We start from the raw sequence: 25,580 nt of genomic DNA, 5'->3' as shown, positions 1-25,580 counted from the left end.
GGAAAGGAACGCCCCATGCCACAGCAGCACCCCCTGCTCGCCGACCGCGGCTTCTATCTGGGACCGGTGTTCCGGCGGGCGGCCGACCGGCACGGAGCCGTCCGCGTCACCCTGGACCGGCCCCTGGACATCCGCCCCGGCCTCGGGGTCGACCTCGGCTATCCGGTACTGGCCGATGTCGTCGAGGAACTGGCCGGCCGCCTCTGGGAGGCCGGGGTACGGCCCTCGGAGCAGGTGGCCGTCCACAAGACGGACAACGTCGACATCGTCCTGCTGACCTGTGCCGTCTCCCGTATCGGCGCCGTCCCCGTGCTGTTGTCGCCCGCCCTGGCCGGTCCGGTGGTCGCGCAGCTCCTCGGCCGGCTCCGGCGGCCCTGGCTGATCACCGACAGAGCCAAGCTGGACGGCCCGTTGAAGGACGCCGGGGTGTCCGGGCTCGTCCGGCGGACGCTCTGCGTGGACGGCGTGGACGACGCGCCCGGAGCCGAGCCCTTGGAGAAGTACGCCGGCGCCGAGCCCGCCGCGCCCGTACGGCTGCACCCCCGCGAGCCGTCCCTGATCACCCACAGCTCGGGCACCACCGGCGTCCCCAAGCTCGCGGTGCATTGCGCCAACACCATGTGGAACCGCCTCGTACCGCAGAAGGCGATGGGCCGGCCCACCCGCGGGGAGACCGCGGCGCTGCACATGTCCTTCGTGCACTCGCGCTTCTACCACCTGCTCGGCGTCCTGCTGCACTTCGGCAGCCCGCTCGTGCTGATCACCGACCCGGAACCGGCCGCGGTGGCCCCGCTGCTGGTCCGCCATCGCCCCGGCATCGTCGAGACCCACCCCAACACGTTCGTCCTGTGGGAGGAGTTGGCCGACGCACCCGGCGCGCCCCTGTCCCGGGTCCGGTCGTACGGCTCCACATTCGACGCGATCCATCCGCGCACCGTACGGCGGCTGCTGGACGCGTCGCGGCGCCGTACTCCGTGGCTGATCCAGTTGTACGGGCAGAGCGAGACGGGCCCCGTGGCGTTCCAGTGGTTCACGCGGCGCAGTGCCGCCCGCGCGGACGGCCGGCGGGTCGGGATCGGCATCCCCGGCTTCACCCGCGTCCGCGTCACCGGCCCTGACGGCAGGCGCGTGGCGCCCGGCACGCCGGGCCGGATCGAGGCCCGCACCCGGGGCCGCATCCTCACCTATCTCGGCATGCGGGACCGCTACGACCGCCAGCTCACCGACGGCTGGTGGGAGATGGGCGACATGGGCTACCGGAGCCGCCTGGGCGCCCTGTACCTGATCGACCGGGAGATCGACCGGATCGACTCGGTGCACAGCAATCTGGAGGTCGAGGACATGCTGATGTCCCGCCTGGAGGAACTGCGCGAGGTCGTCATCGTGCCCGGCGCGGACCGCGAGCCGGTGCCGGTGGTGTGTGTCCGGGGCGAGCAGCCACTGGACCCGGAGCGCTGGCGGGAGGCCACCGCCGACCTGCCCGCGATGGCCGAGCCGCGGCAGTGGCGGTTCGAGGACCTGCCCATGACCGCCACGTGGAAGGTGAAGCGGGTGGAGATCACCCGCATGCTGGCCGAGACCGAGCCCGAAGGCGCCCCCGCGTGACCCCGGTCCTCGTCGTCGGCGCCGGCCCCGTGGGCCTGTCGGCGGCGCTCGGACTGCGCGCGCACGGCCTGCCCGTCGTCCTGCTGGAAGCGGACCCGAAGGACCGCGAACGGCCCGGCAGCCGCGCCCTGTTCGTGCACCGGGAGACCCTCGCCCTGCTCGACGGGATGCGGCCGGGGCTGGCCGAGGAGATCACGTCGTACGGCCGTACCTGGCACACCAGACGCACTCTCTACCGGGGCCGCGAGGTGTACTCCCGGACCTTCCCGCCGCCGTCCGGCAGGCCGCCCTTCACCAGCCTGCGCCAGGTGGACACCGAGCGCTTCCTGCGCGCGGCCTGCGAGCGGGCCGGGGTGGAGTTCGTCTGGAACGCCCGTGTCGCGGCCGTGCGCAGCACCGGGACCGGGGTCCGGCTGACGGGTGAGGACGGCCGGGTGTGGACCGGCGCGTACGCGATCGCCGCCGACGGCGCCCGTTCCTCGGTCCGGCGAGAACTGGGCATCCCGCTCGAGGGCGGTCGCGGTGAGGGCTTCCACGTCGTCGTCGACGTGGCCGACATCCCGGGCGCCGAGCTGCCGCTGGAGCGGGTCTTCCACTACGAGCACCCCGGGGTCGGTGGGCGCAGCGTGATGCGGGTGCCGTTCACCGGGGGCTTCCAGGTCGACCTGCAGTGCCGGGACGACGACCGGGAGGAGGCGTACGGGACCGAGGAGACCGTACGGCGCTGGCTGCCCGCGGTCGTGGGCGACGGGTACGCCGAGCGGATCCTGTGGGTGTCGACGTACCGTTTCCTGCGCAAGGTCGCGGCGTCGTTCACCGATCCGCACGGCCGTGTGCTGCTGGTCGGTGAGGCGGCGCATCTGTTCCCGCCGTTCGGGGCGCGCGGCATGAACAGCGGTGTCGCGGATGCGGCGGCTGCGGCGGAGGCGATCGCCGCGGGGACGGCGGAGGCGGTCGGAGAGTTCGCCGAAGTGCGGCGCACGGCGGCCCTGTTCAACAGCGCCGCCGCCGGGGCGGCGCTCGATCACCTGCGGCCGCGGCGCCGGGTCGTCCGGTTCGGACAGCGGGCGGCCGCGGCCCTGGCGCCCGTGCTGCCGTGGTGCGGGTCGTGGCTGGAGCACGCGCCGTACGGACCCCGGCACGGAGCGCCCGCCCTCGCGGGCCGCAAGTACTGAGGAGGAGCTGTTGGTGACACGACCGGCGGGTGCGGAAGAAGTGTTGGCGTGGTCGTCCGGCCGTGGCCTGACCACCGGCGCGGAGGCCGGCGGGCCGTTGCTCGTCGCGGACTCCTGGCTGGTGCGCGACGGCCGGGTGCGCGGCTTCGACCGGCACCGGGAGCGGTTCGTACGGGCCTGCGAGGAGTGCGGCGGGCCGCCGCTGCACCGGCTCGTGGAGTTCTGGCGGGACGTGGCCGCCGCGCTGCCGCGCACGGGTGAGTGGTTCCCCCGCGTGGAACTCGCCGCCGGTTCCCTGGAGTTGCGGCTGCTGCTGCGGCACGCTCCGCCGCTCGCGGCCGAGGTGCGGGTCTGGGCGACGGGGCAGCCCGACCCGCGTGCCGTCCCGCGCCGGAAGGGACCGGACCTGGAGAAGCTGGCCGGGGTCCGCCGGCGGGCGTTCGGCGAGGGCGCTCAGGAGGCGGTGCTGGTCGCGCCCTCCGGGGTGGCGCTGGAGTCGGCCACGGCCAGTGTCCTGTGGTGGGAGGACGACACCCTGTGCCTGCCCCCGCCCGGGCTGCCGGTGCTGCCCGGAGTGACCGTCGGTCTCATCCGGGAGCGCGCCCGGCGGCTGGGGATCGCCGTCGCCTCTCGCGAGCGGACCGTGCCGGAACTGGAGGGCCGGGAGGTCTGGCTCGTCAACGCCCTGCACGGAATTCGGCCCGTGACGGCCTGGACGGGACTGCCGATGCGTGCGGGAACAGCAGTGCGCGCACCGGACTGGCGGAAATGGCTCGACGACATCATGGAGCCGCTGCCGGCGGAGTGAATTCAACGGAACAGCAGGAGAGCAACACAGTACCGCCGGTCCGCATTTCTTGAGTGGACCGGCGGTACTATCGCTGCCTTTACCCGGCTAATTCCTCGGTGCCGGCTGATAGGCGCCCGGCACCATCCGTGTCGCGATCGCGATCCGGTTGTACGCGTTGATGACGGTGGCCGCCCAGATCAGCGCCGCGATCTGAGCCTCGTCGAAGACCGCGGCGGCCTCGGCGTAGACCTCGTCCGGGACGTGGCCGTCGATCACCAGCGTCACCGCCTCGGTCAACGCCAGTGCGGCACGCTCGCGTTCGGTGTAGAAGGGGGACTCCCGCCAGGCGTTCAGGGCGTAGACACGCTGTTCGGTCTCGCCCGCCGCGCGTGCGTCCTTGGTGTGCATGTCGAGACAGAACGCGCAGCCGTTGATCTGGGAGGCGCGGATCCGGATCAGTTCCAGAATCTGGGGCTCGACCTTTGCGTCCTGTGCCGCGGAAACGGCGGCGGCATGCAGGGAGCCCATTGCCGCGGACACGTCCGGGGTGTTTTTCTTGAGGGCCACGCGGGATATGGAGTCGCTTTCACTCATGGGCCGACTCTATCCATGGAACTGGATTCCCGTGCCGAATTCACTGCATTCGGTCCGGCATTCAGGGAAGTGCCGCGCACAGCGCGTCCAGTGCTCCCGACCACGCGTGGTCCGGCGGTGTCCCGTAGCCGACCACCAGGGCGTCCATCGGCTCGGCGACGGCGTCGGGGCGGCGGTAGCGGGTGAGGCCGTCCAGTGCCAGGCCCTGCCAGTGGGCCGCCTGGACCACCGACTGCTCGCTGCCGGGCGGGAGTTGGAGCACGGCGTGCAGTCCGGCCGCGATACCGGTGGCACGGACCTCCGGAGCGCGCTCGGCGAGGGCCGCGACCAGGGCGTCGCGACGGCGCCGGTAGCGCAGCCGGGCGGCGCGTACATGGCGGTCGTAGGCGCCGGAGGCGAGGAACTCCGCCAGGATCAGCTGGTCCAGCGCCCCACAGGTGTCGATGCCGCCCTTCGCCGCCGCGGTCTCCTCCACCAGCGGGGGCGGCAGCACCATCCAGGCCAGGCGCAGGCCGGGGGCGAGGGACTTGCTGGCGGTGCCGAGGTAGACGACCCGGTCGGGGTCCAGTCCCTGGAGCGCGCCGACGGGCTGGCGGTCGTAGCGGAACTCGCCGTCGTAGTCGTCCTCCAGGACCAGGCCGCCGGTGCGGCGTGCCCAGTCCACGACGGCCGCCCGGCGGTCGCGGTGCAGGGGGACGCCCATGGGGAACTGGTGGGCGGGGGTGAGCAGCACGGCGCGCTCCGCGGGGAGAGCCGCTGATGGATTCGGCCCCGCGCCCCTTCGGGGCGCTTCACCCCGCCCATCGCCCAACGCCCCCGGATCCGTGCCGAGTTCGTCGAAGGGCAGTGCGGTCGTGTGCAGGCCCGTCCCGTGCAGGATCTTCCAGTGCGCCTTCAGGCCGTACGACTCGACCGCCACCGCCTCTACGCCCCGCGCCCGCAGCACCGCGCCGAGGATCCTCAGGCCGTGCGAGATCCCGCCGCACACCACGATCCGTTCCGGGTCGGCGCGTACGCCCCGTACCCGGGAGAGGTAGCCGGCGAGGGCGCTGCGCAGTTCCGGGCGGCCTCGCGGGTCGCCGTAGCCGAGGGCGTCGTAGGGGGCGGAGGCCACGGCGCGGCGGGCTGCCCGGAGCCACTCCGTGCGGGGGAAGGACGCGAGGTCGGGGAAGCCGGGGCGCAGGTCGTACTCGGGGCGGCCGGCCTCGCGGCGCCGGGGTGCCGTACCGGTCGGCGGGATGACTGTCCTCTCGGCGACCCGGGTTCCCGAACCCTGGCGGGCCGTGAGCCAGCCCTCGGCGACCAGGTCCGCGTAGGCGTCCGCGACCGTGTTGCGGGCGATGCCCAGGTCGGCGGCGAGCACACGGGAGGACGGCAGGCGGGTACCGGCGGCCAGTCGGCCGGAGCGGACCGCGTCGCGCAGCGCGTCGGTCAGACCGCGTCGCAGACCCGGACCGCTCGGCTCCAGATGCAGGTCGACGCCCAAAGTGGCCCATGGTTTCGCCATGGAAATGGACCATACCCCTGGGCTGCCTCCCTCCTAGGGTCGAGGGCATGACCACGACGAACGACGCGACGACGAGTACGGAGTACGCCACCGAACAACCGGCCCGGATGCGCTGGGCCAAGCACGCCCCCGAGGTCTACAAGGCGATGGTCCGCCTGGACGCGGCCGCCAAGAAGGGTCTCGACCCCAGGTTGGTCGAGCTCGTGCGGCTGCGCGCGTCCGCGATCAATCACTGCGCGTTCTGTCTCGACATGCACACCAAGGACGCGCTCGCGGCCGGCGAGAGCGTCCAGCGCATCGTGCAGCTGAACGCGTGGGAGGAGTCGAAGCACTTCTACACGGAGAGGGAGCTCGCGGCGATCGAGCTCACGGAGGCCGTGACCGTCCTGACCGACGGCTTTGTACCCGACGAGGTGTACGAGAAGGCCGCGGGGCACTTCGACGAGGCCGAGCTGGCCCAGCTCATCGCCACGATCGCGGTGATCAACGCGTGGAACCGGTTCGGCGTGACCACCCGTGCGGTGCCGGGGCACTACAAGCCGGGCGACTTCGAGTGACGGCTCGTACGCAACTCCTGGACCGTGAGGTGGGCCAGGCCATGTCCGCCCTCAGCGCCGCCGCGAAGAAGGGCCTCGGCGACCCCGCGCTCGCGGAACTCATCATGATCCGGGCCTCTCAGCTCAACCACTGCGCCTTCTGCCTGGACATGCACCTCGGCATCGCACGCAAGCACGGGGTGAGCGAGCAACAGCTCGATCTGCTGGCCGCCTGGGAGGAGGCCGAGGACGTCTTCGACGAGCGGGAGCGGGCCGCGCTCGCGCTGACGGAGGCGGTGACCGTCCTGACCGACGGCTTTGTGCCCGACGAGGTGTACGACAGGGCCGCCAAGCACTTCGACGACGCCGAACTGGCCCATCTCCTCGGGCTGATCGTCGCCATCAACAACTGGAACCGTGTGATGGTCAGCCGCCGGATTCCACCAGGGGGATACACACCATGACCAAGACCGTGTCCAAGGTCGACGCCTTCCGCGCACTGCACCGCCGCCGCTCCCCGGGCGACCCGCTGGTCCTGCCCGGCCCGTGGGACGCCGCGAGCGCCCGCGTCTTCGTCGAGGCCGGGTTCCCGGCGCTCGCCACCCCGAGTGCGGGCGTCGCCGCCTCGCTCGGGTACGAGGACGGGCGGACCCCGGCCGACGAGATGTTCGCGGCGGTCGCGCGGATCGTCCGGGCCGTCGACGTGCCGGTGTCGGCGGACATCGAGGGCGGGTACGGGATCGCGCCGAAGGAGCTGGTGGAGCGGCTGCTGGAGACGGGCGCCGTGGGGTGCAACCTGGAGGACTCGGAGGACGGGGCGCTCAAGGACCCGCGGGCGCACGCCGACTGGCTCGCCGAGGTACGGCACGCCGCCGCCGACCGGCTCTTCGTCAACGCCCGGATCGACACCTTCAGCCGCCCACCCGGTGCCGCCGACCCCAAACAGGCCGCGGAACAGGCCATCGAGCGGGCCGCGTTGTACGTCGCCGCGGGCGCCGACTGCGTGTATCCGATCGGCGCCCCCGTCGACGTACTGCCGCTGCTGCGGTCCGGGATCCAGGGGCCGATCAATGTGCACGGCACCGTGACCGGGGACGGCCCCTCGCCCACCGAACTCGGTGAACTCGGGGCCACCCGGATCACGTTCGGGCCGGGGCTCCAGCGCAGGACCGCCGAGGCGCTGCGCGAGATCGCGGCCGGTCTCACGAAGTGAGCGTCAGGACAGCCACGCCTTCCACGTGGACTCGTGGCTGTCCACCCACTTCTTCGCCGCCTCCTCAGGCGACAGCTTCTCGTCGGCGATCATCAGGGAGACCTCGTTCTGGTCCTCGGTCGTCCACTTGAACTTCTTCAGCAGGGCCGCCGCCTCGCCGCCGGTCTTGGCGAAGTCCGTGTTGAGGTACTTCTGCAGCGGGGTGTGCGGATAGGCGCAGGCGACCTTCTTCGGGTCCGCGTCGCAGCCCTCCTTGTACGCCGGCAGCTTCACCTCGGTCATCGGGACCTTCTTGAACAGCCACTGCGGGGAGTACCAGTACGTCAGGAAGGGCTTCTTCTCCTTGGCGAACTGTTTGATCTGCGTGATCTGCGCGGCTTCGGAACCGGCGAACACCACCTGGTAGTTCAGGTCCAGGTTGTCCACCAGCGCCTTGTCGTTGGTGACGTAGGACGGCGAGCCGTCCATCAGCTGGCCCTTGCCGCCGCTCTCCGCGGTGCGCATCCGGTCGGCGTACTTGTTGAGGTTCTTCCAGTCGGTGACGTCCGGGTGCTGCTTGGCGAAGTACGTCGGGACGTACCAGCCGATGTGCCCGGTGACCCCGAGGTCGCCGCCGGGCACGATCGTCTTCTTGTCCTTGACGTAGCGCTGCTCCTCCTCGGGGTGGCCCCAGTCCTCCAGGAGCGCGTCGACGCGGCCCTGGCTGAGGGCGTCCCAGGCGGGGACCTCGTCGATCTGGACGGTGTCGACGCGGTAGCCGAGCTCGTGCTCCAGCAGGTACTGGGCGACGGCCACGTTGGCCTGGGCGCCGACCCAGGACTGGACGGAGAGGGTCACGGTCTTGGTGCCCTGCGCGTTGGCGAAGGGCGAGGCCTGCTTGGTCATGTCGGCGGCGCCGCAGCCGGTCAGCAGGGCCAGCGAGGACACGCCGGCCACTACGGCAGTCGTACGGGAAGCCGTACGGACGGTCGTACGGGCGGTCGCACTCGTACGTCGGGTACGAAATCGCATGTCACGCTCCCTTCTTCGCGCGGCGCTCGGTCGGCTGGGTCACCCGGTCCAGCATCAGGCCCAGGCAGACGATCGCCGCGCCGGCCACCAGACCGGTGGCGAGGTCGCCCTGCGCGAGACCGGCGACGACCTCGTAGCCGAGCGCGCCACCGCCGACCAGGCCGCCGATGATGACGACGGCGAGGACCAGGACCACGCCCTGGTTGACGGCGAGCAGCAACGCCGGGCGCGCGAGTGGGAGTTGGACCTGCCGCAGCTGCTGGGCGGGGGTCGCGCCGAGCGAGCGGGCCGACTCCAGGGCGGCCGGGTCGACCTGGCGCAGACCCTGGGTGGTGATGCGGACGACGGCGGGCAGGGCGTAGACGACCGCTGCCGCGACGGCCGGGGCACGGCCCACACCGAACAGGGCCACCACCGGGATCAGGTACACGAACTGCGGCATCGTCTGGAAGACGTCCAGGACGGGCCGGAGCATCCGCTCGACTCGGTCGCTGCGCGCCGCCGCGATGCCGGTCGCGAAGCCCAGGACCAGGGTGACGGCGACGGCCGCCAGCACCTGGGAGAGGGTGTCGAGCGACGGCGTCCACACGCCCAGGACGCCGATCGCGGCCATGGCGAGCACGGCGGTCAGCGCGGTGCGCCAGGTGCCGATCAGCCAGGCGAGGGCGGCGACGATCAGCAGCACCGACCACCAGGGCAGCCACTGCAGGGTGTCGCGTACGGGGTCGAGGACCCACGTGGTGAAGTGGGCCGCCCAGTCGGCGGTACCGCCGATGACGGGGACGCCGGAGTAGAGGTGGTCGGTCATCCAGTCGACGGCGCGGTTGACCGGCTCGGCGATGTTCACGGCCCAGGCGTCGGGCCAGTCGAGGCGTCCCGCGAGACGCCCGGCGACGGCTACGGCCACGGCGGCGACGAGGGCGTACACCCAGCGCGCCCGGCCGTTCGGCTGCGGCTCGTCACCGAGCGCCGCCCCCGCCGCGCCGGTCACCCGGTCCAGTACGACGGCGAGCAGCACGATCGGGATGCCGGCCGCGAGTGCCGCGCCCACGTCCACGGACCCCAGCGCCTGGTAGACGCGGTCACCGAGGCCGCCCGCGCCGATGACCGACGCGATGACCGCCATGGACAGGGCCATCATGATCGTCTGGTTGAGGCCCAGGAGGAGCTCCTTGCGGGCCAGCGGGATGCGGGCGGTCAGCAGGCGCTGCCGCGCGGTGGTGCCGAGCGACTCGACCGCCTCCAGCACCTCCTTGTCGGCGCCGCGCAGGCCGAGGGCGGTGAGGCGGGCCATCGGCGGCGCGGCGTAGACGACGGTGGCCAGGACGGCCGCGGGGACGCCCATGCCGAAGACCAGGACGACGGGGAGCAGGTAGGCGTACGCCGGGAGCACCTGCATGGTGTCCAGGACGGGGCGCAGGATCCGGTCCATACGGTCGGAGAGACCGGCGGCGAGTCCGAGCAGCGCGCCCACGACGACCGACGCGAGGACCGCCACGACCATGAGCGCGAGGGTCTGCATGGTCGGGATCCACATGCCGAGGAACCCGCAGGCCAGGAACGCGACCCCGGTGCCGGCGGCCAGCCTCCAGCCCGCGACCCGCCAGGCGATGAGGGACGCGGCGGCGGTGACGCCGGCCCAGCCGGCCGCGAGCAGCACCAGGTACACGGCGCGTACGGAGATCACGACCGCGTTGCTGATGTGCCCGAAGAAGTAGAGGAACAGCGGGTGGCTGTCCCGGTTGTCGATGATCCAGACGCTGGCCTTGGTGAGCGGCTCGGCGAAGTCGACGGTCAGCGCGACGGGCCAGCTGCCGCTCGCCCAGCGGGCGTTGGCCAACGGCACGAGGATCGCGGCGGCGACGGCGAGCAGCAGGAGCTTGCGCAGGACAGGGTGTTTGAGGATGCCGGGAACGGCGACGCGGGGGGCGGCGGCGGTGACGGTGGCCATCACGCCACCTCCTTGCTCATCTCTGCCCCCGCTACGGCACCCTGCCGCGCCCCCGCTGGGGAACTCGGCTCCGTCCCCGCCACAACGCCGAGAAGCCGTTCGTGGTCGACCACTCCCAGACACCGTGCCCCGTCCATGACCCGGGCCGGGGCCCCGGTACGCGCCACGGCCTCGATCGCCTCCGACACCGTCGCGTCCGGCGCCAGAGCCGGGCCGGTGCCCGCCTCGTCCGCCGACGCGGTCCGCATGGCCGTACGCACGGTCATGACCTGCTCGCGCGGGACGTCCCGGACGAACTCACGGACGTAGTCGTCGGCCGGCGAGCCCACGATCTCCTCCGGAGTGCCCAGCTGGACCACGGCGCCGTCGCGCATCAGGGCGATGCGGTCGCCCAGCTTGAGCGCCTCACTCAGGTCATGGGTGATGAAGACCATCGTGCGGCCCTCCTCGCGGTGCAGGCGGACGACCTCCTCCTGCATGTCCCGCCGGATCAGCGGGTCGAGTGCGCTGAACGGCTCGTCGAAGAGCAGCACCTCCGGGTCCACCGCCAGCGCCCGGGCGAGGCCGACGCGCTGGCGCTGGCCGCCGGACAGCTGGCCCGGCCTGCGGTGCTCCATGCCCTCCAGGCCGACCTTGGCCACCACCTCGGCGGCCCGCTCGCGGCGCTCCGCCTTGCCGACGCCCTGGATCTCCAGGCCGTAGGCCACGTTGTCCAGGACCGTGCGGTGCGGCAGCAGGCCGAAGTGCTGGAAGACCATCGCGGCGCGGTGCCGGCGCAGTTCGCGCAGGCGGGTCTTGTCCATGGCGCGGACGTCCTCGCCGTCGATGGCGATGGTGCCCGCCGTCGGCTCGATCAGCCGGGTCAGACAGCGCACCAGGGTGGACTTGCCGGAGCCGGACAGGCCCATGACGACGAAGACCTCGCCCTTGCGGACGTCGAAGGAGACGTCCCGGACCGCCGCCGTGCAGCCGGTGCGTGCGCGCAGTTCGGCGGGCGCGAGCGCGGTCAGCTCCGGGTCGGCGGGGACTCGGTGCGCCTTTGGGCCGAAGACCTTCCAGAGACCTTCGACAGAGAAGACAGGGGTACCAGGGGTGGCAGGGGTAGCAGGGGCAGTACTCATCACGCCTCACCTCCAAGCAGGTCGACGGCCTTCTCCCCGACCATGAGCACCCCGATCATCGGGTTCACGGCGGTCATCGTCGGGAAGACGGAGGCGTCGGCGATCCGGATGCCGTCCAGGCCCCGGATCCTCAACTGCGGGTCAACTACGGCCAGTTCGTCGTCGGCGGCGCCCATACGGCAGGTGCCCGCCGGGTGGTACACGGTGTGCGCGACCTTGCGGGCGTACTCGCTCAGCGCCTCGTCGCCCGTGACGTCCGGGCCGGGGCACACCTCGCGCTTGAGCCAGCTCGCCAGCGGTTCGGTCGCGGCGATCTCGCGGGCGATGCGGATGCCGTCGACGAGGGTGCGGCCGTCGTAGTCGTCCTCGTCGGTGAAGTAGCGGAAGTCGAGCGCGGGCTTCACGGACGGGTCGGCGCTGGTCAGGTACAGCCGGCCGCGGCTCTTCGGCTTGGGGATGTTCGGGGTCATGGACACCCCGAACTCCGGCCGCTCGTAGCCCAGTCGCTCCGGGTTGTCCGTGAACGGGATCTGGTAGAAGTGGAACATCAGGTCGGGGCCCTGGTGTTCGGGGTCGCGCCGCACGAACAGCCCGGCATCCGAGTCCATCGCGGAGTTCTCGGGGATCGGTCCGTGGGTCTCCCAGACGATCACCGACTCGGGGTGGTCGAGCAGGTTCTCGCCGACGCCCGGCAGGTCGTGGACCACGGGTATGCCCAGCTCGGTGAGGTCCTCCTTGGGACCGATGCCGGAGTGCAGCAGCAGGCGGGGCGTGTCGACGGCGCCGGCGCAGAGGACGACCTCGTTGCGGGCCCGTATGAGCAGTTCCTCGCCGTCCTTGGTGCGCACGTGCACGCCTTCGGCGCGGGTGCCGTTCAGCTCCAGCTTGTACGCCCAGGTCTCCAGCAGGATGGTGAGGTTCTCGCGCTCGTCCATCACCGGGTGCAGATACGCCACCGACGCCGAGGAACGCTTGTTGTTCTCGGGGTGGTAGGCGAGGTCGAAGAAGCCGACGCCCTCGGTGAAGGGCTGCTTGTTGAAGCCCTCGACGCGCGGGACGTCGAGCGCGCCCTGCGCCGCGTCGACGAAGTCCCGGGCGATGGCGTTCCGGTCCCGCTCGTCGACCGGGACGATGTTGTTCTTCAGCCGGGCGAAGTACGCCTCCATCGGCACCGCGCCCCAGCCCTTGGCACCGGCCGCCTCCCACTCGTCCCAGTCGGACGGCAGCGGCTTGAAGGCGATGAGGGTGTTGTGCGAGGAGCAGCCGCCGAGCACGCGGGCGCGGCTGTGCCGGATGTGCGAGTTGCCGCGGGGCTGCTCGGTGGTCGGGTAGTCGTAGTCCAGCTCGCCGCCGAGCAGGCCCATCCAGCGGCGCAGGGTCAGCACGTCGTCGCGACCGACGTCACTGGGGCCGCCCTCGATGACGGCGACGGTGACATCGGGGTTCTCGGTGAGGCGGGAGGCGATGACCGATCCGGCCGTGCCGCCGCCGATCACGACGTAGTCGTAGACGGGGGTGTTCTGGGACATGTGGGGGTAGCTCCAGGGGACTTGCGCAGTCTTACGGGGTCAGGGGGACCGGGTCTTACGGCAGAGGGCCGGAAGGTCAGCCTGAGAACCAGCGAACCGGCTTCGGCGCCAGGTTCTGGTACACGTGCTTGCTCTCGCGGTACTCGGCGAGTCCGGCGGGGCCGAGCTCACGGCCCACTCCGCTCTTGCCGAAGCCGCCCCACTCCGCCTGCGGGAGGTAGGGGTGGAAGTCGTTGATCCAGACGGTGCCGTGCCGTAGCCGGCCCGCGACCCGGCGCGCCCGCCCCGCGTCGGCGGTCCACACGGCGCCCGCGAGGCCGTACTCGGTGTCGTTGGCGAGGGCGATCGCCTCGTCCTCGGTGCGGAAGGTCTCCACGGTGAGGACCGGGCCGAAGACCTCCTCGCGTACGACGCGCATCTCGCGGTGGCAGTGGTCGAGGACGGTCGGCTCGTAGAAGTAGCCGTTCTCCGGTCGCTCGGGCGACGGCTCGGGGCGCTTGCCGCCGGAGCGCAGCACCGCGCCCTCCTTGAGCGCGGAGTCGACGTACGCCTCGACCTTCGCGCGCTGCTGCTCGGAGACGAGCGGTCCGCACTCGACGCCGTCGGCGGTGCCGCGGCCGAGCCGGATCTTGTCTGCCCTGCGGGCGAGTTCGGCCACGAAACGGTCCCGGACCGACTCCTCGACGATGAGGCGGCCGCCCGCCGAGCAGACCTGGCCGCTGTGGATGAACGCGGCGTTGAGGGCCTGGTCGACGGCGGTGTCGAAGGCCTCGTCGGTGGCGCAGGCGTCGGCGAAGACGACGTTGGGGTTCTTGCCGCCGAGTTCGAGGGCGACCTTCTTGACGCTGGGCGCGGCGGCCTGGGCGACCTTGGTGCCGCTGACCAGGCCGCCGGTGAAGGAGACGAGGTCGACGTCGGGGTGCTCGGCGAGCCGGGCGCCGACGGTGTGGCCGGGCCCGGTGACGATGTTGGCGACGCCGGCCGGCAGGCCTGCCTCGATCAGCAGCTCGATCAGGGCGATCGTCGTCAGCGGCGTGATCTCGCTCGGCTTGACGACGAAGGTGTTGCCGGCCGCGAGTGCGGGCGCGATCTTCCAACTGGCCTGGAGTAGGGGGTAGTTCCAGGGCGTGATCAGCGCGCACACGCCGACCGGCTCATGGACGACGACGCTGTGGATGTCGGGCGAACCCGCGTCGACGACCCGGCCCGGCGCCTCGGCGGCGACGAGGTCGGCGAAGTAGCGGAAGGCGTCGGCGACGCAGTCGATGTCGACCCGGCCCTCTTCGAGGGTCTTCCCGGCGTCGCGGCTCTCCAGCAGGCCGAGCCCCTCACGGTCGCGCACCAGCAGGTCGGCGACGCGGCGCAGCAGGGCGGCACGCTCGGCGACGGAGGTGCGGGGCCACTCCCCCTGGCCGCCGTCGAAGGCACGGTGGGCGGCCGCCACGGCCAGGTCGGTGTCCTTCTCGTCACCCTCCGCGACCACGGCGAAGGGCAGGGCGTCCGCGGGGTCGAGGATCTCGCGCGTCGCGCCGGTGACGGCTTCGCGCCACTCGCCGCCCGCGTGAATCGTCTGTCGCGCCTGTCGCGCCTGCTGTCCGGTCATGATCGGGGTTGCCTTCCGTTCCTGTTCGGTGCCCTGAGTCACACAGGTGTCACTCACGAGGACCGTCAGCACCTGCCCTGGCGTTCGCATTGCATGCGCGATCGATGGCCGAAAGTGTGCTGTGTCACTGAACATGCGGGCAAACAGGAACAAAAAGGACGCCGAAGGGGGTGCCGGAGGGGGTGCGCAAGGCGGTTCAGAAGTCGGCCGGCGGGTCCTCCCCCACCCGGCCGTCGATCGACTCGCGGATCATGTCGGCCTGCCCGACATGGCGGGCGTACTCCTCGACGAGGTCGATCAGGACGCGCCGCACGCTGGGCGTCCGGCCGTCGGGCCAGGTGTGGCGGACCGGCTGGTCCACGCCGCCCTCGGACAGCACCCGCCGCAGGTTCGCCCGGGAACGGGCCACCACCTTCTCCCACAGCGCGTACAGCTGCTCGGGCTTGTCCCGCCCCGCCGACCGCCACTCCCAGTCGGGGTCGGCGTCCCAGTCCACCGCGTCCCACGGCGCGGGCAGCTCCACTCCGAGCAGGCGCCGGGTGAGGTACTCGTCCTCGACGAGGGCCAGATGCTTGAGCAGCCCGCCCAGGGTGAGGGCGGAGGGCGCGAGCCGGGCACCCAGGCCGGCCGCGTCCAGCCCCTCGCACTTCCAGGCGAAGGTCCGGCGCTGCCGCTCCAGGGAGCCGATCAGGGTGTCGACCTCGGAGCCGGCGACGGGCGGCTCGATGAGGACCGGCCGTTCGGTGTCGTACGTCATGACGGGCACGCTACGGTCCATTCCGGTCGATTCACTTCCGGAATGCTTTCGGAATGTCAGGCAGTCGCAGGGAGCGCCCATGACCCGGCACGACGCAAGCCCCACCGCCCGCGCCCTCCTGCTCCTCGAAGTCCTCCAGAACAACCCCGGCATCACCGCCGACCGCATGGCCGCCCGCCTCGGCGTCTCCGAACGCGCCGCCCGGCGCTACATCGGCATCCTGCGCGAGGCCGGCATCCCGGTCGAGTCCACCCGGGGCCCGTACGGCGGCTACCGCCTCGGCCGGGGTCTGCGCCTGCCGCCGCTGATGTTCACGCCGACCGAGGCGCTCGGCCTGGTCATGGCCGCACTGGACGGCCACCACGACGCGGCCGACCCGGCCGGACCGGTGGGCAGCGCGCTCGGCAAGCTCCTGCGCGCCCTGCCCGAACCGGTGGCACACCCGGCCGAGGCGGTCCGCAGGGTCAGCGCCCGGGGCGGCCCCGGCGCCGCCTCGCGCCCCGACCCCGACATCACCGCCGCTCTCGTCCAGGCCGCGGCCGCACACCACCGTCTGCGCCTCGGCTACCGGCTGGGCTCGCGCGGCGAGCGCACCATGGAGGTCGATCCATGGGCGGTCGTCGTCCACCACGGCCGCTGGTATCTGCTCTGCTGGTCACACACGCGCGACGCCCGCCGCGCCCTGCGCGTGGACCGGGTCACCACCGTGACGGCACTCCCCGACACCTTCGAGCCGCCGACGAATCCTCGCCCCGTCGAGACCCTTGAGGAGCACCTCTCCCAGGGCTGGACCCATGAGGTGGAGATCGTGATCGAGGCGCCCGCCTCGCTCGTGGCCGCCTGGCTCCCCCGCAGCCTCGGCCACCCCGAGCCGATCGACGACGGCACCACACGCCTGCTCGCCACCACCGACGAACCGGAATGGTACGCCGAGCAGCTCACGGCGATCCGGGCCCCGTTCCGCATCGTCGGGTCACCGGAGCTGCGGGAGGCGGCCCGCGCGCTCGGCCGACGCCTCATGGAGGCAGCCGAAGGCATGGCCCCCGACGCAACCTTTGACTAAAGTCAAAGAAGTGTGGAGCCAGGAAGCATGGAGCCAGGGAGGAATCCAGTGAGCGACACGGAGCCGGTCCCGGCGCGGGATGTGACCGCCCTCCGCCGCTTCAACCGCTATTTCACGCGCCGTATCGGCGTCCTGGACGACCACTACCTCGGCCAGGACCGCCCGCTCGGCGAGGCCCGGCTGCTGTTCGAGATCTCCGAGTCCCCGGACGGCGCGTCCCTGCGTGAGCTCAGGAGCCGGCTCGGCCTGGACGCCGGGTATCTGAGCCGGATGGCCAAGGCGCTGGAGTCGCAGGGCATGGTCCGGCTGAGTGCGCACCCGCAGGACAACCGGCTGCGGATGATCGAGCTGACCCCGGCCGGGCGGGTGGAGGTGAAGGAGCAGAACCGGCGCGCGTACGCGGCCGCCGCCGGGCTCCTCGAAGGCCTCAGCGCACCGCAGCGCGCCGAACTGACCGAGGCGATGGCCACCGCACAGCGCCTGCTGCGCCTCGCGGCCATCACGGTCGACCTCGTCGACGGCGCCGCACCGGACGCCCGGGCCTGTCTGGACGCCTACGCCGACGACATCGACGAGCGGTTCCCCGAAGGGTTCGACAAGGACTCCCTCGTCCGGCCGCAGGAGGTGTCCGGCGACGCCGGCGCGTTCTTCGTGGCCTACGAGGAGGGCCGCCCCGTGGGCTGCGGGGCGCTACGCCGACTGGAGCCCGGCGTCGGCGAGATCCGCCACCTCTGGGTGCACCCCGACGCCCGCCGCCTCGGCCTCGCCCGCCGGCTCCTCGACGCCCTCGAACAGGAGGCCGGCGCCCGGCACTTGACCGTCGTACGCCTCGACACGCATGCCGCGCTCACCGAGGCGCGGGCGATGTACCGGGCGTGCGGATACACGGACATCCCGGCCTACGGCGACAACGTCTACGCGAGCCACTGGTTCGAGAAGCGGCTGTCGCCGAGCGCCTGACCGCACTTTGCCGGTCCGCCCCCGCTGCGAGGCGATCGGGAGTGGTGAACTCACTGTCCGATCAGGCGACTTGAGCCACACTATTGTCGTGTCCACCATTCTGGAATCAGAGTTCGACGACGGTACGCCCGTAAGGTTCCTGCTCGCCCCCGCACCCGCACCCGCGCGCGGCGACGACCTCCCCGAAGGCATGGGCAGAGCCGTCCCCGTCGCCACCGGCGGCCGGGCCGTCGCCAACTTCGCGACCGGTGCCCTGCGCGGCGCTCTGAAGCCGCTCGGGCCCCTCCTGCAAGAGGTGCACGCCGCCGTGAAGGACGTACCGGAGCCGCCCAGCGAGCTCAGTGTGACCTTCGGTGTGCAGGTCGGGCAGGACCTCAAGCTCGGAATCGTCGGCGGCAACGGGCAGGCGCACCTCACCGTCACCGCCAGTTGGAAGCCGGCGGCCGGTCCGGAGTAGCCGTGGGCTGGTTCAAGGAGATCAGCGCGGCACCCGGCGAGAAGTGGCGGCCGAGTGCCGTGTCCGTGCGCCGGACGGCCGACGGCAAGACGGCGGGCGCGGCGGTCGTGCTCGGCACCGACACGGTGCTGACCTGTGCGCATGTCGTCAACGACGCCCTGGGCCGGGCGCAGTTCGACCCCCGGCCGCCCGGCCTTGACGAGCTGTTCGTCGAAGTGAACGTCGAAGTCAAGGGGGCGCGGAAGACCGAGCGGTATCCAGCGAGGGTGGCGCACTGGATCCCCCCGCGCACCCGCGACGGGCAGGCCGTGCGGGACGGCGACCTGGAGTGGCTCGGCGATCTCGCGGTCCTGCGGATCGACGCTCCGCCACGCGGCGTGCCCGCGCCCGACCGTTGCATGGGCATGGTGCCCGGCCGGCGGGTGCGCGCCTGGCACGGCAGCGGGTACAGCGCGACCTTCGCCGATCTGGAGGTCGCCGCCCTCGACGACGGAATCGGCTATCTCGACGGCAAGAGCACGGGCATGGCGGTCGACCACGGCTACAGCGGCGGCCCGCTGTGGTCCGAGGAGGACGGGGCCGTCGTAGGACTCGTCGCCGCGCACTTCATGCCGTCGTGCGACGCACCGCCCGGCCCGCAGCACATGATCCGGCGCAGCTGGGGCATCCCCTGGCAGCGGGTCGAGACCGAGCTGCGGAATCTGGGGGTGGCGCCGGCCGACGAGGACACCGAGGCCGGGCAGTCCTACGACCCCGGCGATCCTCCCTTCGTCAAACTCGTGGAGACGATCAGGTACGCCCTGCCGACGTCGTCGTACTCCTTCGGCGACACCGCCCGCAAGCTGGCGGTCGAGTGCGGCCGCGAGCCGGGCAGCGCCGTGGCCCCGCCGTCGGTGGAGGAGTTCGCGGCCTTCCTGGTCAGCCATCCGCAGGCGGTGGCGGCGCTCACCCAGATCCTGCGGCCCACGAATCCCGCGGCGGCCGACCGCGTACTGGCCGCGGGACAGTTCTTCGAGTCCGCGCTGCTGCTCTCGCCGCGCGAACACCAGCAACTGCACCAGCTGCTGCGCAAGGTGGACCGGCCGGTGCTCGGGCGGCTCCCCGAGGTGGTGCGCGAGGCCGCGAAGCGGGTCGACGTCCGGTCCGACGGGGACACGCCGGACGCCCAGCTGCTCAGCCTGGAGAGGCTGGCGGGCGACGGCCACTCCGACGGCGGCGGGCCCCGGGTGCCGGCGCTGCTGCGGGTCGTCGAGTACGTCGCCGTGCTGTGCCCGGCGCCTCAGAAGGGGGTGCTGCGGCTGTGGTCGGACAGCGTGGCGGTGCGGCTCGGCATCCCCGCCGCGGCACTGCGGGAGCGGCGCTCGGACGCCGAGGACTGGGCCCGCATGGTGCGCGCGAGGACCGGACGGGTGCGGGTCCTGGTCCAGGTGACCCAGGCCGCCCGGGGCCGGCACCGGCTGCGCATCTGGTGCGACGAGGGCTCCGGGCCCCGGCAGGTGTCGGCCGACAGCTCCGCCGCGTACTCGGCGTCCGAAGCGGCGCGCGAACTGCTGCGCGTCCTGGAGTCCCTCACGCCTTCGGCCGCGGACGGCGGGCGGCCCCTGGTGGAGGTGCTCGTGGACAGCGACAACCTGAACCTGCCGGTCGACGAATGGGCGGCCCAGGCGCCCGGCGAGATCATCCCGGGCATGCTGGGCGCGGAGTTCCCGCTGGTCGTGCACTGTCCGGAACTCCTGCGCCGGCACGAGCGTTTCCTTCCCGACTGGCGGGAGCGGTGGAGACAGCTCGACTCCGGTCAGACGCTGGTCGTGTCGGACCCGGGCCAGGACCCGCACCAGGTGTACTACGAACTGATGGGCCGGCTCGACACGGTCCGGGTCTCCGTCGACGTGCCGCCGGGCCCGCGCGACCGGATCGTTCAGATCTGCCTCGCCGTGGGCATACCGGTGGTGGTGTGGGACCGCGGCCAGGACACGCCCTCGCACGCCGCCAAGCACATGGCGGAACTCGCCACCCGTGAACTGCCCGACGGGGTGCGGGTCTACCGGGCCAACGCCCGCGGGACCCGCGCCCCCGAGTTCCCCGGCCGCCCGGTCCTCGCCTGGGCGGACGCCGACCGCACGGTGCCCCGACTGCAACTGACCGACCCACAGGAGAGCGCATGACGTCCCCTTCCGAGGCCGACTGGCGCCTCTTCCGCGGCGACGGACTCCCGCGCCATGTGACGCTGCCCCCGGCCCCGCCGTGGCGCCGTTTCAGTCCGACGCCGGCCGTCCGCCCCGAACTGCCCTATCTGATCCAGCCGGAGCATGCCGACGTCGTCAACGCCGCCCTGCATCTGCGCCGCCCGCTGCTGGTCACCGGTCCGGCCGGCACCGGCAAGTCGTCGCTCGCCCGGGCCGTCGCGCACGAGCTGCGGCTGGGCGAGCTGCTGCGCTGGTCCATCAACAGCCGGTCGACCGTGCGGGAGGCGCTGTACCAGTACGACGCGATCGGCCGGCTGCGCGAGACGACGCTGAGCCGCGACCGGGGCGAACGCGAGCCGTCGATCGGGACGTTCATCCGGCTCGGCCCGCTGGGCACGGCCCTGGTGCCGTCGCCGACACCGCGTGCGCTGCTCATCGACGAGATGGACAAGGGCGACGTCGACCTGCCCAACGACCTGCTCACCGTCTTCGAGGAGGGCTACTTCGACATCCCGGAACTGACCCGGCTCCCCGAGGACATGGCGGACGTGGAGGTGCAGACCGCCGACCATCGCGGCACGGTGACGGTTCATCAAGGACGGGTCCAGTGCGCCGAGTTCCCGGTCGTCGTCATCACCAGCAACGGCGAACGCGAGTTCCCGCCCGCCTTCCTGCGCCGCTGCGTCCGCCTCGCCCTGCCCATACCGGACGAGGCCCGGCTGCGCGCCATCGTCACCGCCCACCTGGGCGAGGAGGCCCTGCGCGACGCGGACGACCTGATCGAGACGTTCCTGCGTCGCCGCGCCCCCGGCGAACTCGCCACGGACCAGCTGCTCAACGCCGTGTTCCTGCGCAACGGCGGGGTGAACCTCAACGCGGAAGAGCTGCTGGACGCCGTACTGCACCAGCTCACCGGGGCGCTGTGACCGAGGCCGGCGCAGGGGGGCGGCTCGGCGAGCTATTGCGGGTGCTGACGGCTTCCGGACACGAGCTGGACGCCGATCAGGTGCTCGACGTGCTGTGGCTGGCCCGGCGGGTGCCCGGCGGACCGGAGGCGCCCCTCGCCCGCCTCGCGCGCACGGCCCCGGCGCCGCCCGCGGAGCCGGCCGCTACCGAGCCGGAGGAGCCCGGCCCGGAGCACCCCGCGAAAGCGCCCCGGCCCGACGACCCGGACCTGCCCGACCTGACCTCGCACCCGCTGTACTCGGACGCCCGTCAGGAGCCCGAATCCGCGCCGGTTCCCGAGATACGGCTGCGCCAGGGCCCCGAGCCGGACAAGGCGCTGCCCGTCCGGATCCCCGAGGACAAGGCCCTCGCGGGCGAGCTCGAACTGGGGCGCGCGCTACGGCCGTTGCGGCGCCGCCTGGCCAGCCCGCACCGTTTGGAGATCGACGAGGAGCGCACCGCCGCCGAACTCGCCGAGACCCGGCTGCCCGACGTGGTGCAGCGGCCCGTGCAGGAGCGCTGGCTCCATCTGGTCCTGCTCGTCGACGACGGCCTGTCAATGCTGCTGTGGCACCGCCTCGCCGCCGAACTGCGCACCCTGCTCGAACGCCTGGGCGCCTTCGCCACCACCCGCGTCCTCGGCCTCGACACCCGCGGCGCCGACGAACCCCGGCTGCGCACCCGCCCGTTCCGGCCCGACAGCGCCCCCGTACCGCTGAGCACGGTGGGCGACCCGTCGGGCCGCACCCTGGTCCTCGTCATCAGTGACGGCATGGGCGCCGCCTGGCGCAGTGGCGTCCTGCACGGCCTGCTGTCCACCTGGGCCTCCCGCGGCCCCACCGCCCTGCTGCACACCCTGCCGCCCGACCTGTGGGAAGGCTCCGGCATCCACGCGGAACGCTGGCAGGCCACCACCCGGCGGATCGGCGGCGCCAACACGTCCTGGGAGATCGCCGACCCGGTACTGCCGCCCGGCCTGGCCACCTTCGACGGTGTGCCGGTGCCGGTCCTGGAGCCGACGGCCGCCGCCCTGCGGAACTGGGCCCACCTGCTCGCTTCGCCGGGCGCCACGGTACGGCTGCCGCTGCTGACCCGGCCGCGCCCGTCCGGCCCGGCCCCCACGCCCCGGGGCCCGAGCGGCGCCCAGCACTTCCGGGACGCGGCCACCCCGGAGGCATACCGGCTCGCCGCCCACCTGGCGGCCGTGTCACCGCTCACGGTGCCGGTGATGCGGCTCGTCCAGACGGCGGTTCCGTGGCAGGCGCGGACCTCCCATCTCGCGGAGGTCTTCCTCGGTGGGCTCATGCGGCCGCACCCCGCGCCCGTGCCGGGGCCGCTGCCCGCCAAGCACCAGGTGTTCGACTTCTCCGACACGTCGAGGTCGGTGCTCCTCGACGCCGTACCGCAGGCCGAACTCCTCAGGACCAGCCGCACGATCGGACTGCGTCTCGAACAACTCGCGGGCAACTCCCCCGACTTCCCGGCCTGGCTCGCCCACCCGGACGGCTCCGCCCGGCTCCCCGGCTCGCACCGGCCGTTCACGAGCGTGGAGCGCAAGCTGCTGGCACGGTTCGGGGTGTCGTTCGACTCCGGGGTGCACGGGCTGGAGCGGGGCCTGCGCGAGCAGAGCGCCACGTCGGGCGACGGCTGGGGGCGTCTGACGGACGACGACCCGCGGCAGCTGGGCCCCTACTGGCTGCGCGGCCGACGGCGCCTGCGGTGGGTGGTGGAGTACGACGGCGTCGACGAGGTCAACCGCACCAGAGCCATGGTGCGGACTCCGCGCCCCGATGTCTCCGCCGACCGTGCCGAGTTGATCGCGGTGGAGGTGGAGGCGTTGCGTCGGCTGGGCGGACAGTACGCGCCCGCCCTGCTCGGCAGCGGACTCGGGCGTACGCCGGTCTGGGTGGCATCGGCGCCGATCGAGGACGGCCCGGCACCCGCCCCGCCCCGTCTGGCGGAGCTCTTCAACCAGGCCCACGCGACGGGTGGCGCCCCCTTCGACAAGCTCACCGGGCTGCTCGTCGGCTGGCATCTGGCGAGCGCCCTGGCCCTGTGCCATCTCCACGGGATCGTGCCCTCGGACCTCAGTGCCGAGAACATCTTCGTGCTGCGGCGCTCGGTGGTCCTCGCCGACCTGTCCGACTGCGCCCTGGACGGCCAGTACGCCGGTATGGGCCCGGCGCCGACCCCCGAGGACAATGTGCGCGCGCTGGGCGACCTGCTCCAGCTGGTCAGCAGCAAGGCGGGCCGGGAACTGCACTGGCGGGTCCCCGGCCATCCCGAGGGCATGCACCTGTGGCAGGGGGACACCTGGGCGCGGCTGCGGCAGATCGTGCTGCGCTGCCTGGGCCCCGATCCGGCCGAGCGCCCCACGGCGGGCGAGGTCGCGGACGTCCTGGCGAAGTACATCGCCCAGTCCCGCGCCGAACGCACCGGCACTCCGACGTCCCCGGCCCAGCCCCAGGCCCGCACCCGGCCGTCGTCGCGCGTGCCGCTCGACCTGCCACCGGCCGCCGCCGTGCCCTCGGACCCCCGCTCCCTGCCCCTGCGCCCGCCCCGCTTCGGCGTCGCCCGCCGCGAACGGCAGGTCCGGCTGGAACGGCTGCGGACACCACTGCGCCACGCCCGGCGCATCACCCTGATCGGCGCCTACCACCACGGCGGCCGGGTCTACAGCGGGCGGGCCACCACGACGATGGTGCTGGGCTCGCTGCTCGCCGCCGTCCGGAGCGAGCCCGTCCTGGCCCTCGACGGAGCGGACGACGAGGGGGCACTCGACGCCTTCCTCACCGACCGGAACCCGGCCACCGTGCGCGACCTGGCCGACCTGCCGGCCGATCCGACGTACCAGGAGGTCCGCGCCCGCACCACCCGGCTGCCGTCGGGGCTGGAAGTCGCCGCGCACCCCGGGGGCCATGTCCCCCCGAACCTCATACACGCCCAGGCCTATCCGCACGTACTGGCGAGGACCGCGCCCTACTACTCGTTCGTCCTCACCGACTGGGCCCCGCAGCGCCTGGACCGGTCGGCCGACGCCGTCCTCGATCTGACCGACCGGCTGATCCTGTGCTGCGGCAACTCGGGCTGGTATCTCGACGCCGCGTGGCGGGTGCTGGACCGGCTGCGCGTCGACGGGCACCGGCAGTTGGCGGACCGGGCGATCGTCGTGGTGACCGAGGCCGAGCAACGTACGGGGCGTGCCGTGCCGGACGACCTTCCCGCCCGTTTCGACATCGGTGCCGACCAGGTGGTCGCCGTGCCTTACGACCGGTCGCTGTGGTCGCCGGGCTTCCGGCAGTTGGACCAGTTGCGGGCACCGGCGCTGAACGCGTTTCTGGACCTGGCGGCACTGGTCGTGGCGGGCTGAGCAGAGCGGCTGGGCGGGTGGCTGCGGGTGCGGGTGCGGGTGAACGCACTGATCCCCGGGCCGCTGCCGCGCGGCCCGGGGATCACAGGTGCGGGTCGGCTCAGATCAGGCCGAGGGAGCGGACCGCGTCGCGCTCCTCCTCGAGCTCCTTGACGGAGGCGTCGATACGGGTGCGGGAGAACTCGTTGATCTCCAGGCCCTGGACGATCTCGTACTTGCCGTCCTTGGTGGTGACGGGGAAGGAGGAGATGAGCCCCTCGGGAACGCCGTAGGAACCGTCGGACGGAATACCCATGGAGACCCAGTCGCCGTCGGCCGTGCCGTTGACCCAGGTGTGGACGTGGTCGATGGCGGCGTTGGCGGCGGAGGCGGCCGAGGAGGCGCCACGGGCCTCGATGATCGCCGCGCCGCGCTTGGCGACGGTCGGGATGAAGTCCTCGGCGAGCCACTTCTCGTCGCTCACGACCTCGGCGGCGTTCTTGCCAGCGATGGTGGCGTGGAAGATGTCCGGGTACTGGGTGGCCGAGTGGTTGCCCCAGATGGTGAGCCGCTTGATGTCGGCGACCGTCGAGCCCGTCTTCTTCGCGAGCTGGGTCAGCGCGCGGTTGTGGTCGAGGCGGGTCATCGCGGTGAACCGCTCGGCCGGTACGTCGGGCGCGGCGGCCTGCGCGATGAGCGCGTTGGTGTTGGCCGGGTTGCCGACGACCAGGACCTTGATGTCGTCCGCGGCGTGGGCGTTGATGGCCTGGCCCTGCGGCTTGAAGATGCCGCCGTTGGCCTCCAGGAGGTCACCGCGCTCCATGCCCTTGGTGCGGGGGCGGGCGCCGACGAGCAGCGCGACGTTGGCGCCGTCGAAGGCAACGTTCGGGTCGTCCGAGATGTCGATGCCCTGCAGGAGCGGGAACGCGCAGTCGTCGAGCTCCATGGCGGTGCCCTCGGCGGCCTTGAGCGCGGGCGTGATCTCCAGGAGGCGCAGCTTGACCGGCACGTCCGCGCCGAGCAGCTGGCCGGAGGCGATGCGGAAGAGCAGGGCGTAACCGATCTGGCCGGCCGCGCCGGTCACGGTGACGTTCACGGGAGTGCGGGTCATGGCGTTCTCCGTATGACAGCTGGCGGTGAGGGCATCCCTGCCCCGGGGTGCGGGACGTAGAGATGATCGATCTCTTGGCGTCAAGAGATCCACCCGTCAGGCTATCGCGCATCCGGG

The 25,580-nt window shown here is 72.5% G+C and carries 21 protein-coding genes; 12 read left to right on the top strand and 9 right to left on the bottom strand.

What is annotated here, in order from left to right; all coding sequences use genetic code 11:
- Positions 1 to 15: 15 nt before the first annotated feature.
- From ACTMVF_RS20870 to ACTMVF_RS20860, 3 genes are read left to right on the top strand one after another with little or no spacing between them, the layout of a single operon-like run.
- Complete coding sequence (locus ACTMVF_RS20870; protein WP_441272588.1) at positions 16 to 1,605, top strand: class I adenylate-forming enzyme family protein; 1,590 nt, start codon at positions 16 to 18, stop codon at positions 1,603 to 1,605.
- Positions 1,602 to 2,780, top strand: coding sequence for an FAD-dependent monooxygenase (locus tag ACTMVF_RS20865; RefSeq protein WP_441272587.1), 1,179 nt, complete (start codon positions 1,602 to 1,604; stop codon positions 2,778 to 2,780). Before ACTMVF_RS20870 ends, ACTMVF_RS20865 begins: the two co-directional genes overlap by 4 nt.
- 13 nt (positions 2,781 to 2,793) lie before the next feature.
- Positions 2,794 to 3,588, top strand: coding sequence for an aminotransferase class IV (locus tag ACTMVF_RS20860; RefSeq protein WP_441272586.1), 795 nt, complete (start codon positions 2,794 to 2,796; stop codon positions 3,586 to 3,588).
- 87 nt (positions 3,589 to 3,675) lie between these two features.
- On the opposite strand, the gene ACTMVF_RS20855 is transcribed toward ACTMVF_RS20860, so the two are convergent.
- Both ACTMVF_RS20855 and pdxR read right to left on the bottom strand, forming a co-directional pair.
- Positions 3,676 to 4,164 carry a carboxymuconolactone decarboxylase family protein gene (locus ACTMVF_RS20855; RefSeq protein WP_441272585.1) on the bottom strand — a complete coding sequence of 163 codons (489 nt, stop codon included), beginning with the start codon at positions 4,162 to 4,164 and terminating at the stop codon, positions 3,676 to 3,678.
- A gap of 61 nt (positions 4,165 to 4,225) precedes the next feature.
- On the bottom strand, positions 4,226 to 5,671 hold the full coding sequence (gene pdxR, locus ACTMVF_RS20850) for a MocR-like pyridoxine biosynthesis transcription factor PdxR (RefSeq protein ID WP_441272584.1): 1,446 nt from the start codon (positions 5,669 to 5,671) through the stop codon (positions 4,226 to 4,228).
- Positions 5,672 to 5,718: 47 nt separating this feature from the next.
- Between pdxR and ACTMVF_RS20845 the strand changes: the two genes are divergently transcribed.
- The 3 genes from ACTMVF_RS20845 to ACTMVF_RS20835 are packed head-to-tail and all read left to right on the top strand — an operon-like array spanning position 5,719 to position 7,420.
- Complete coding sequence (locus ACTMVF_RS20845) at positions 5,719 to 6,228, top strand: carboxymuconolactone decarboxylase family protein (RefSeq protein WP_441272583.1); 510 nt, start codon at positions 5,719 to 5,721, stop codon at positions 6,226 to 6,228.
- Positions 6,225 to 6,671 carry a carboxymuconolactone decarboxylase family protein gene (locus ACTMVF_RS20840; RefSeq protein WP_441272582.1) on the top strand — a complete coding sequence of 149 codons (447 nt, stop codon included), beginning with the start codon at positions 6,225 to 6,227 and terminating at the stop codon, positions 6,669 to 6,671. The genes ACTMVF_RS20845 and ACTMVF_RS20840 overlap by 4 nt, the downstream gene beginning before the upstream one ends.
- The gene (locus ACTMVF_RS20835) at positions 6,668 to 7,420 is read left to right on the top strand and encodes an isocitrate lyase/PEP mutase family protein (protein WP_441272581.1); all 753 of its coding nucleotides are present in this window, start codon (positions 6,668 to 6,670) and stop codon (positions 7,418 to 7,420) included. Before ACTMVF_RS20840 ends, ACTMVF_RS20835 begins: the two co-directional genes overlap by 4 nt.
- Positions 7,421 to 7,423: 3 nt before the next feature.
- Here the strand turns inward: ACTMVF_RS20835 and ACTMVF_RS20830 are convergent, their stop codons facing one another.
- The 6 genes from ACTMVF_RS20830 to ACTMVF_RS20805 all read right to left on the bottom strand — a co-directional run bounded on the left by ACTMVF_RS20830 (position 7,424) and on the right by ACTMVF_RS20805 (position 15,392).
- Positions 7,424 to 8,431 (bottom strand): ABC transporter substrate-binding protein, encoded by a 1,008-nt coding sequence (locus ACTMVF_RS20830; protein WP_441272580.1) that lies wholly within the window; start codon positions 8,429 to 8,431, stop codon positions 7,424 to 7,426.
- A gap of 1 nt (position 8,432) precedes the next feature.
- Positions 8,433 to 10,382, bottom strand: coding sequence for an ABC transporter permease (locus ACTMVF_RS20825; protein ID WP_441272579.1), 1,950 nt, complete (start codon positions 10,380 to 10,382; stop codon positions 8,433 to 8,435).
- Positions 10,382 to 11,503, bottom strand: coding sequence for a quaternary amine ABC transporter ATP-binding protein (locus ACTMVF_RS20820; protein ID WP_441272578.1), 1,122 nt, complete (start codon positions 11,501 to 11,503; stop codon positions 10,382 to 10,384). The genes ACTMVF_RS20825 and ACTMVF_RS20820 overlap by 1 nt, the downstream gene beginning before the upstream one ends.
- Positions 11,503 to 13,032: a GMC family oxidoreductase gene (locus ACTMVF_RS20815; protein ID WP_441272577.1), complete on the bottom strand. Its 1,530-nt coding sequence runs from the start codon at positions 13,030 to 13,032 to the stop codon at positions 11,503 to 11,505. Before ACTMVF_RS20815 ends, ACTMVF_RS20820 begins: the two co-directional genes overlap by 1 nt.
- Positions 13,033 to 13,108: 76 nt before the next feature.
- Positions 13,109 to 14,635 carry an aldehyde dehydrogenase family protein gene (locus ACTMVF_RS20810; protein ID WP_441272576.1) on the bottom strand — a complete coding sequence of 509 codons (1,527 nt, stop codon included), beginning with the start codon at positions 14,633 to 14,635 and terminating at the stop codon, positions 13,109 to 13,111.
- Between the two features lie 196 nt (positions 14,636 to 14,831).
- On the bottom strand, positions 14,832 to 15,392 hold the full coding sequence (locus ACTMVF_RS20805; protein WP_441272575.1) for a DinB family protein: 561 nt from the start codon (positions 15,390 to 15,392) through the stop codon (positions 14,832 to 14,834).
- Between the two features lie 79 nt (positions 15,393 to 15,471).
- Here ACTMVF_RS20805 and ACTMVF_RS20800 point away from each other — a divergent pair, with 79 nt between their 5' ends.
- From ACTMVF_RS20800 to ACTMVF_RS20775, 6 genes are all read left to right on the top strand, one after another.
- Complete coding sequence (locus ACTMVF_RS20800; protein ID WP_441272574.1) at positions 15,472 to 16,455, top strand: helix-turn-helix transcriptional regulator; 984 nt, start codon at positions 15,472 to 15,474, stop codon at positions 16,453 to 16,455.
- Between the two features lie 27 nt (positions 16,456 to 16,482).
- The gene (locus tag ACTMVF_RS20795) at positions 16,483 to 17,415 is read left to right on the top strand and encodes a GNAT family N-acetyltransferase (RefSeq protein ID WP_441272573.1); all 933 of its coding nucleotides are present in this window, start codon (positions 16,483 to 16,485) and stop codon (positions 17,413 to 17,415) included.
- Between the two features lie 88 nt (positions 17,416 to 17,503).
- A complete protein-coding gene (locus tag ACTMVF_RS20790; protein WP_441272572.1) occupies positions 17,504 to 17,872 on the top strand; it encodes a CU044_2847 family protein in 369 nt (122 codons plus the stop codon).
- Between the two features lie 2 nt (positions 17,873 to 17,874).
- Positions 17,875 to 20,037, top strand: coding sequence for a VMAP-C domain-containing protein (locus ACTMVF_RS20785; RefSeq protein WP_441272571.1), 2,163 nt, complete (start codon positions 17,875 to 17,877; stop codon positions 20,035 to 20,037).
- Positions 20,034 to 20,984, top strand: a complete 951-nt coding sequence (locus ACTMVF_RS20780) for an AAA family ATPase (RefSeq protein WP_441272570.1) — start codon at positions 20,034 to 20,036, stop codon at positions 20,982 to 20,984. The genes ACTMVF_RS20785 and ACTMVF_RS20780 overlap by 4 nt, the downstream gene beginning before the upstream one ends.
- Positions 20,981 to 24,373 (top strand): SAV_2336 N-terminal domain-related protein, encoded by a 3,393-nt coding sequence (locus ACTMVF_RS20775; protein WP_441272569.1) that lies wholly within the window; start codon positions 20,981 to 20,983, stop codon positions 24,371 to 24,373. The genes ACTMVF_RS20780 and ACTMVF_RS20775 overlap by 4 nt, the downstream gene beginning before the upstream one ends.
- 100 nt (positions 24,374 to 24,473) lie before the next feature.
- Here ACTMVF_RS20775 and ACTMVF_RS20770 read toward each other — a convergent pair whose 3' ends face one another.
- Complete coding sequence (locus tag ACTMVF_RS20770) at positions 24,474 to 25,463, bottom strand: malate dehydrogenase (protein ID WP_441272568.1); 990 nt, start codon at positions 25,461 to 25,463, stop codon at positions 24,474 to 24,476.
- Positions 25,464 to 25,580 lie beyond the last annotated feature (117 nt).

It is taken from the genome of Streptomyces sp. SD31 (assembly GCF_052068475.1).
GTDB lineage: Bacteria > Actinomycetota > Actinomycetes > Streptomycetales > Streptomycetaceae > Streptomyces.
The sequence above is the reverse complement of the archived record's forward strand: the minus strand, read 5'-3'. Positions and strand labels throughout refer to the sequence as shown.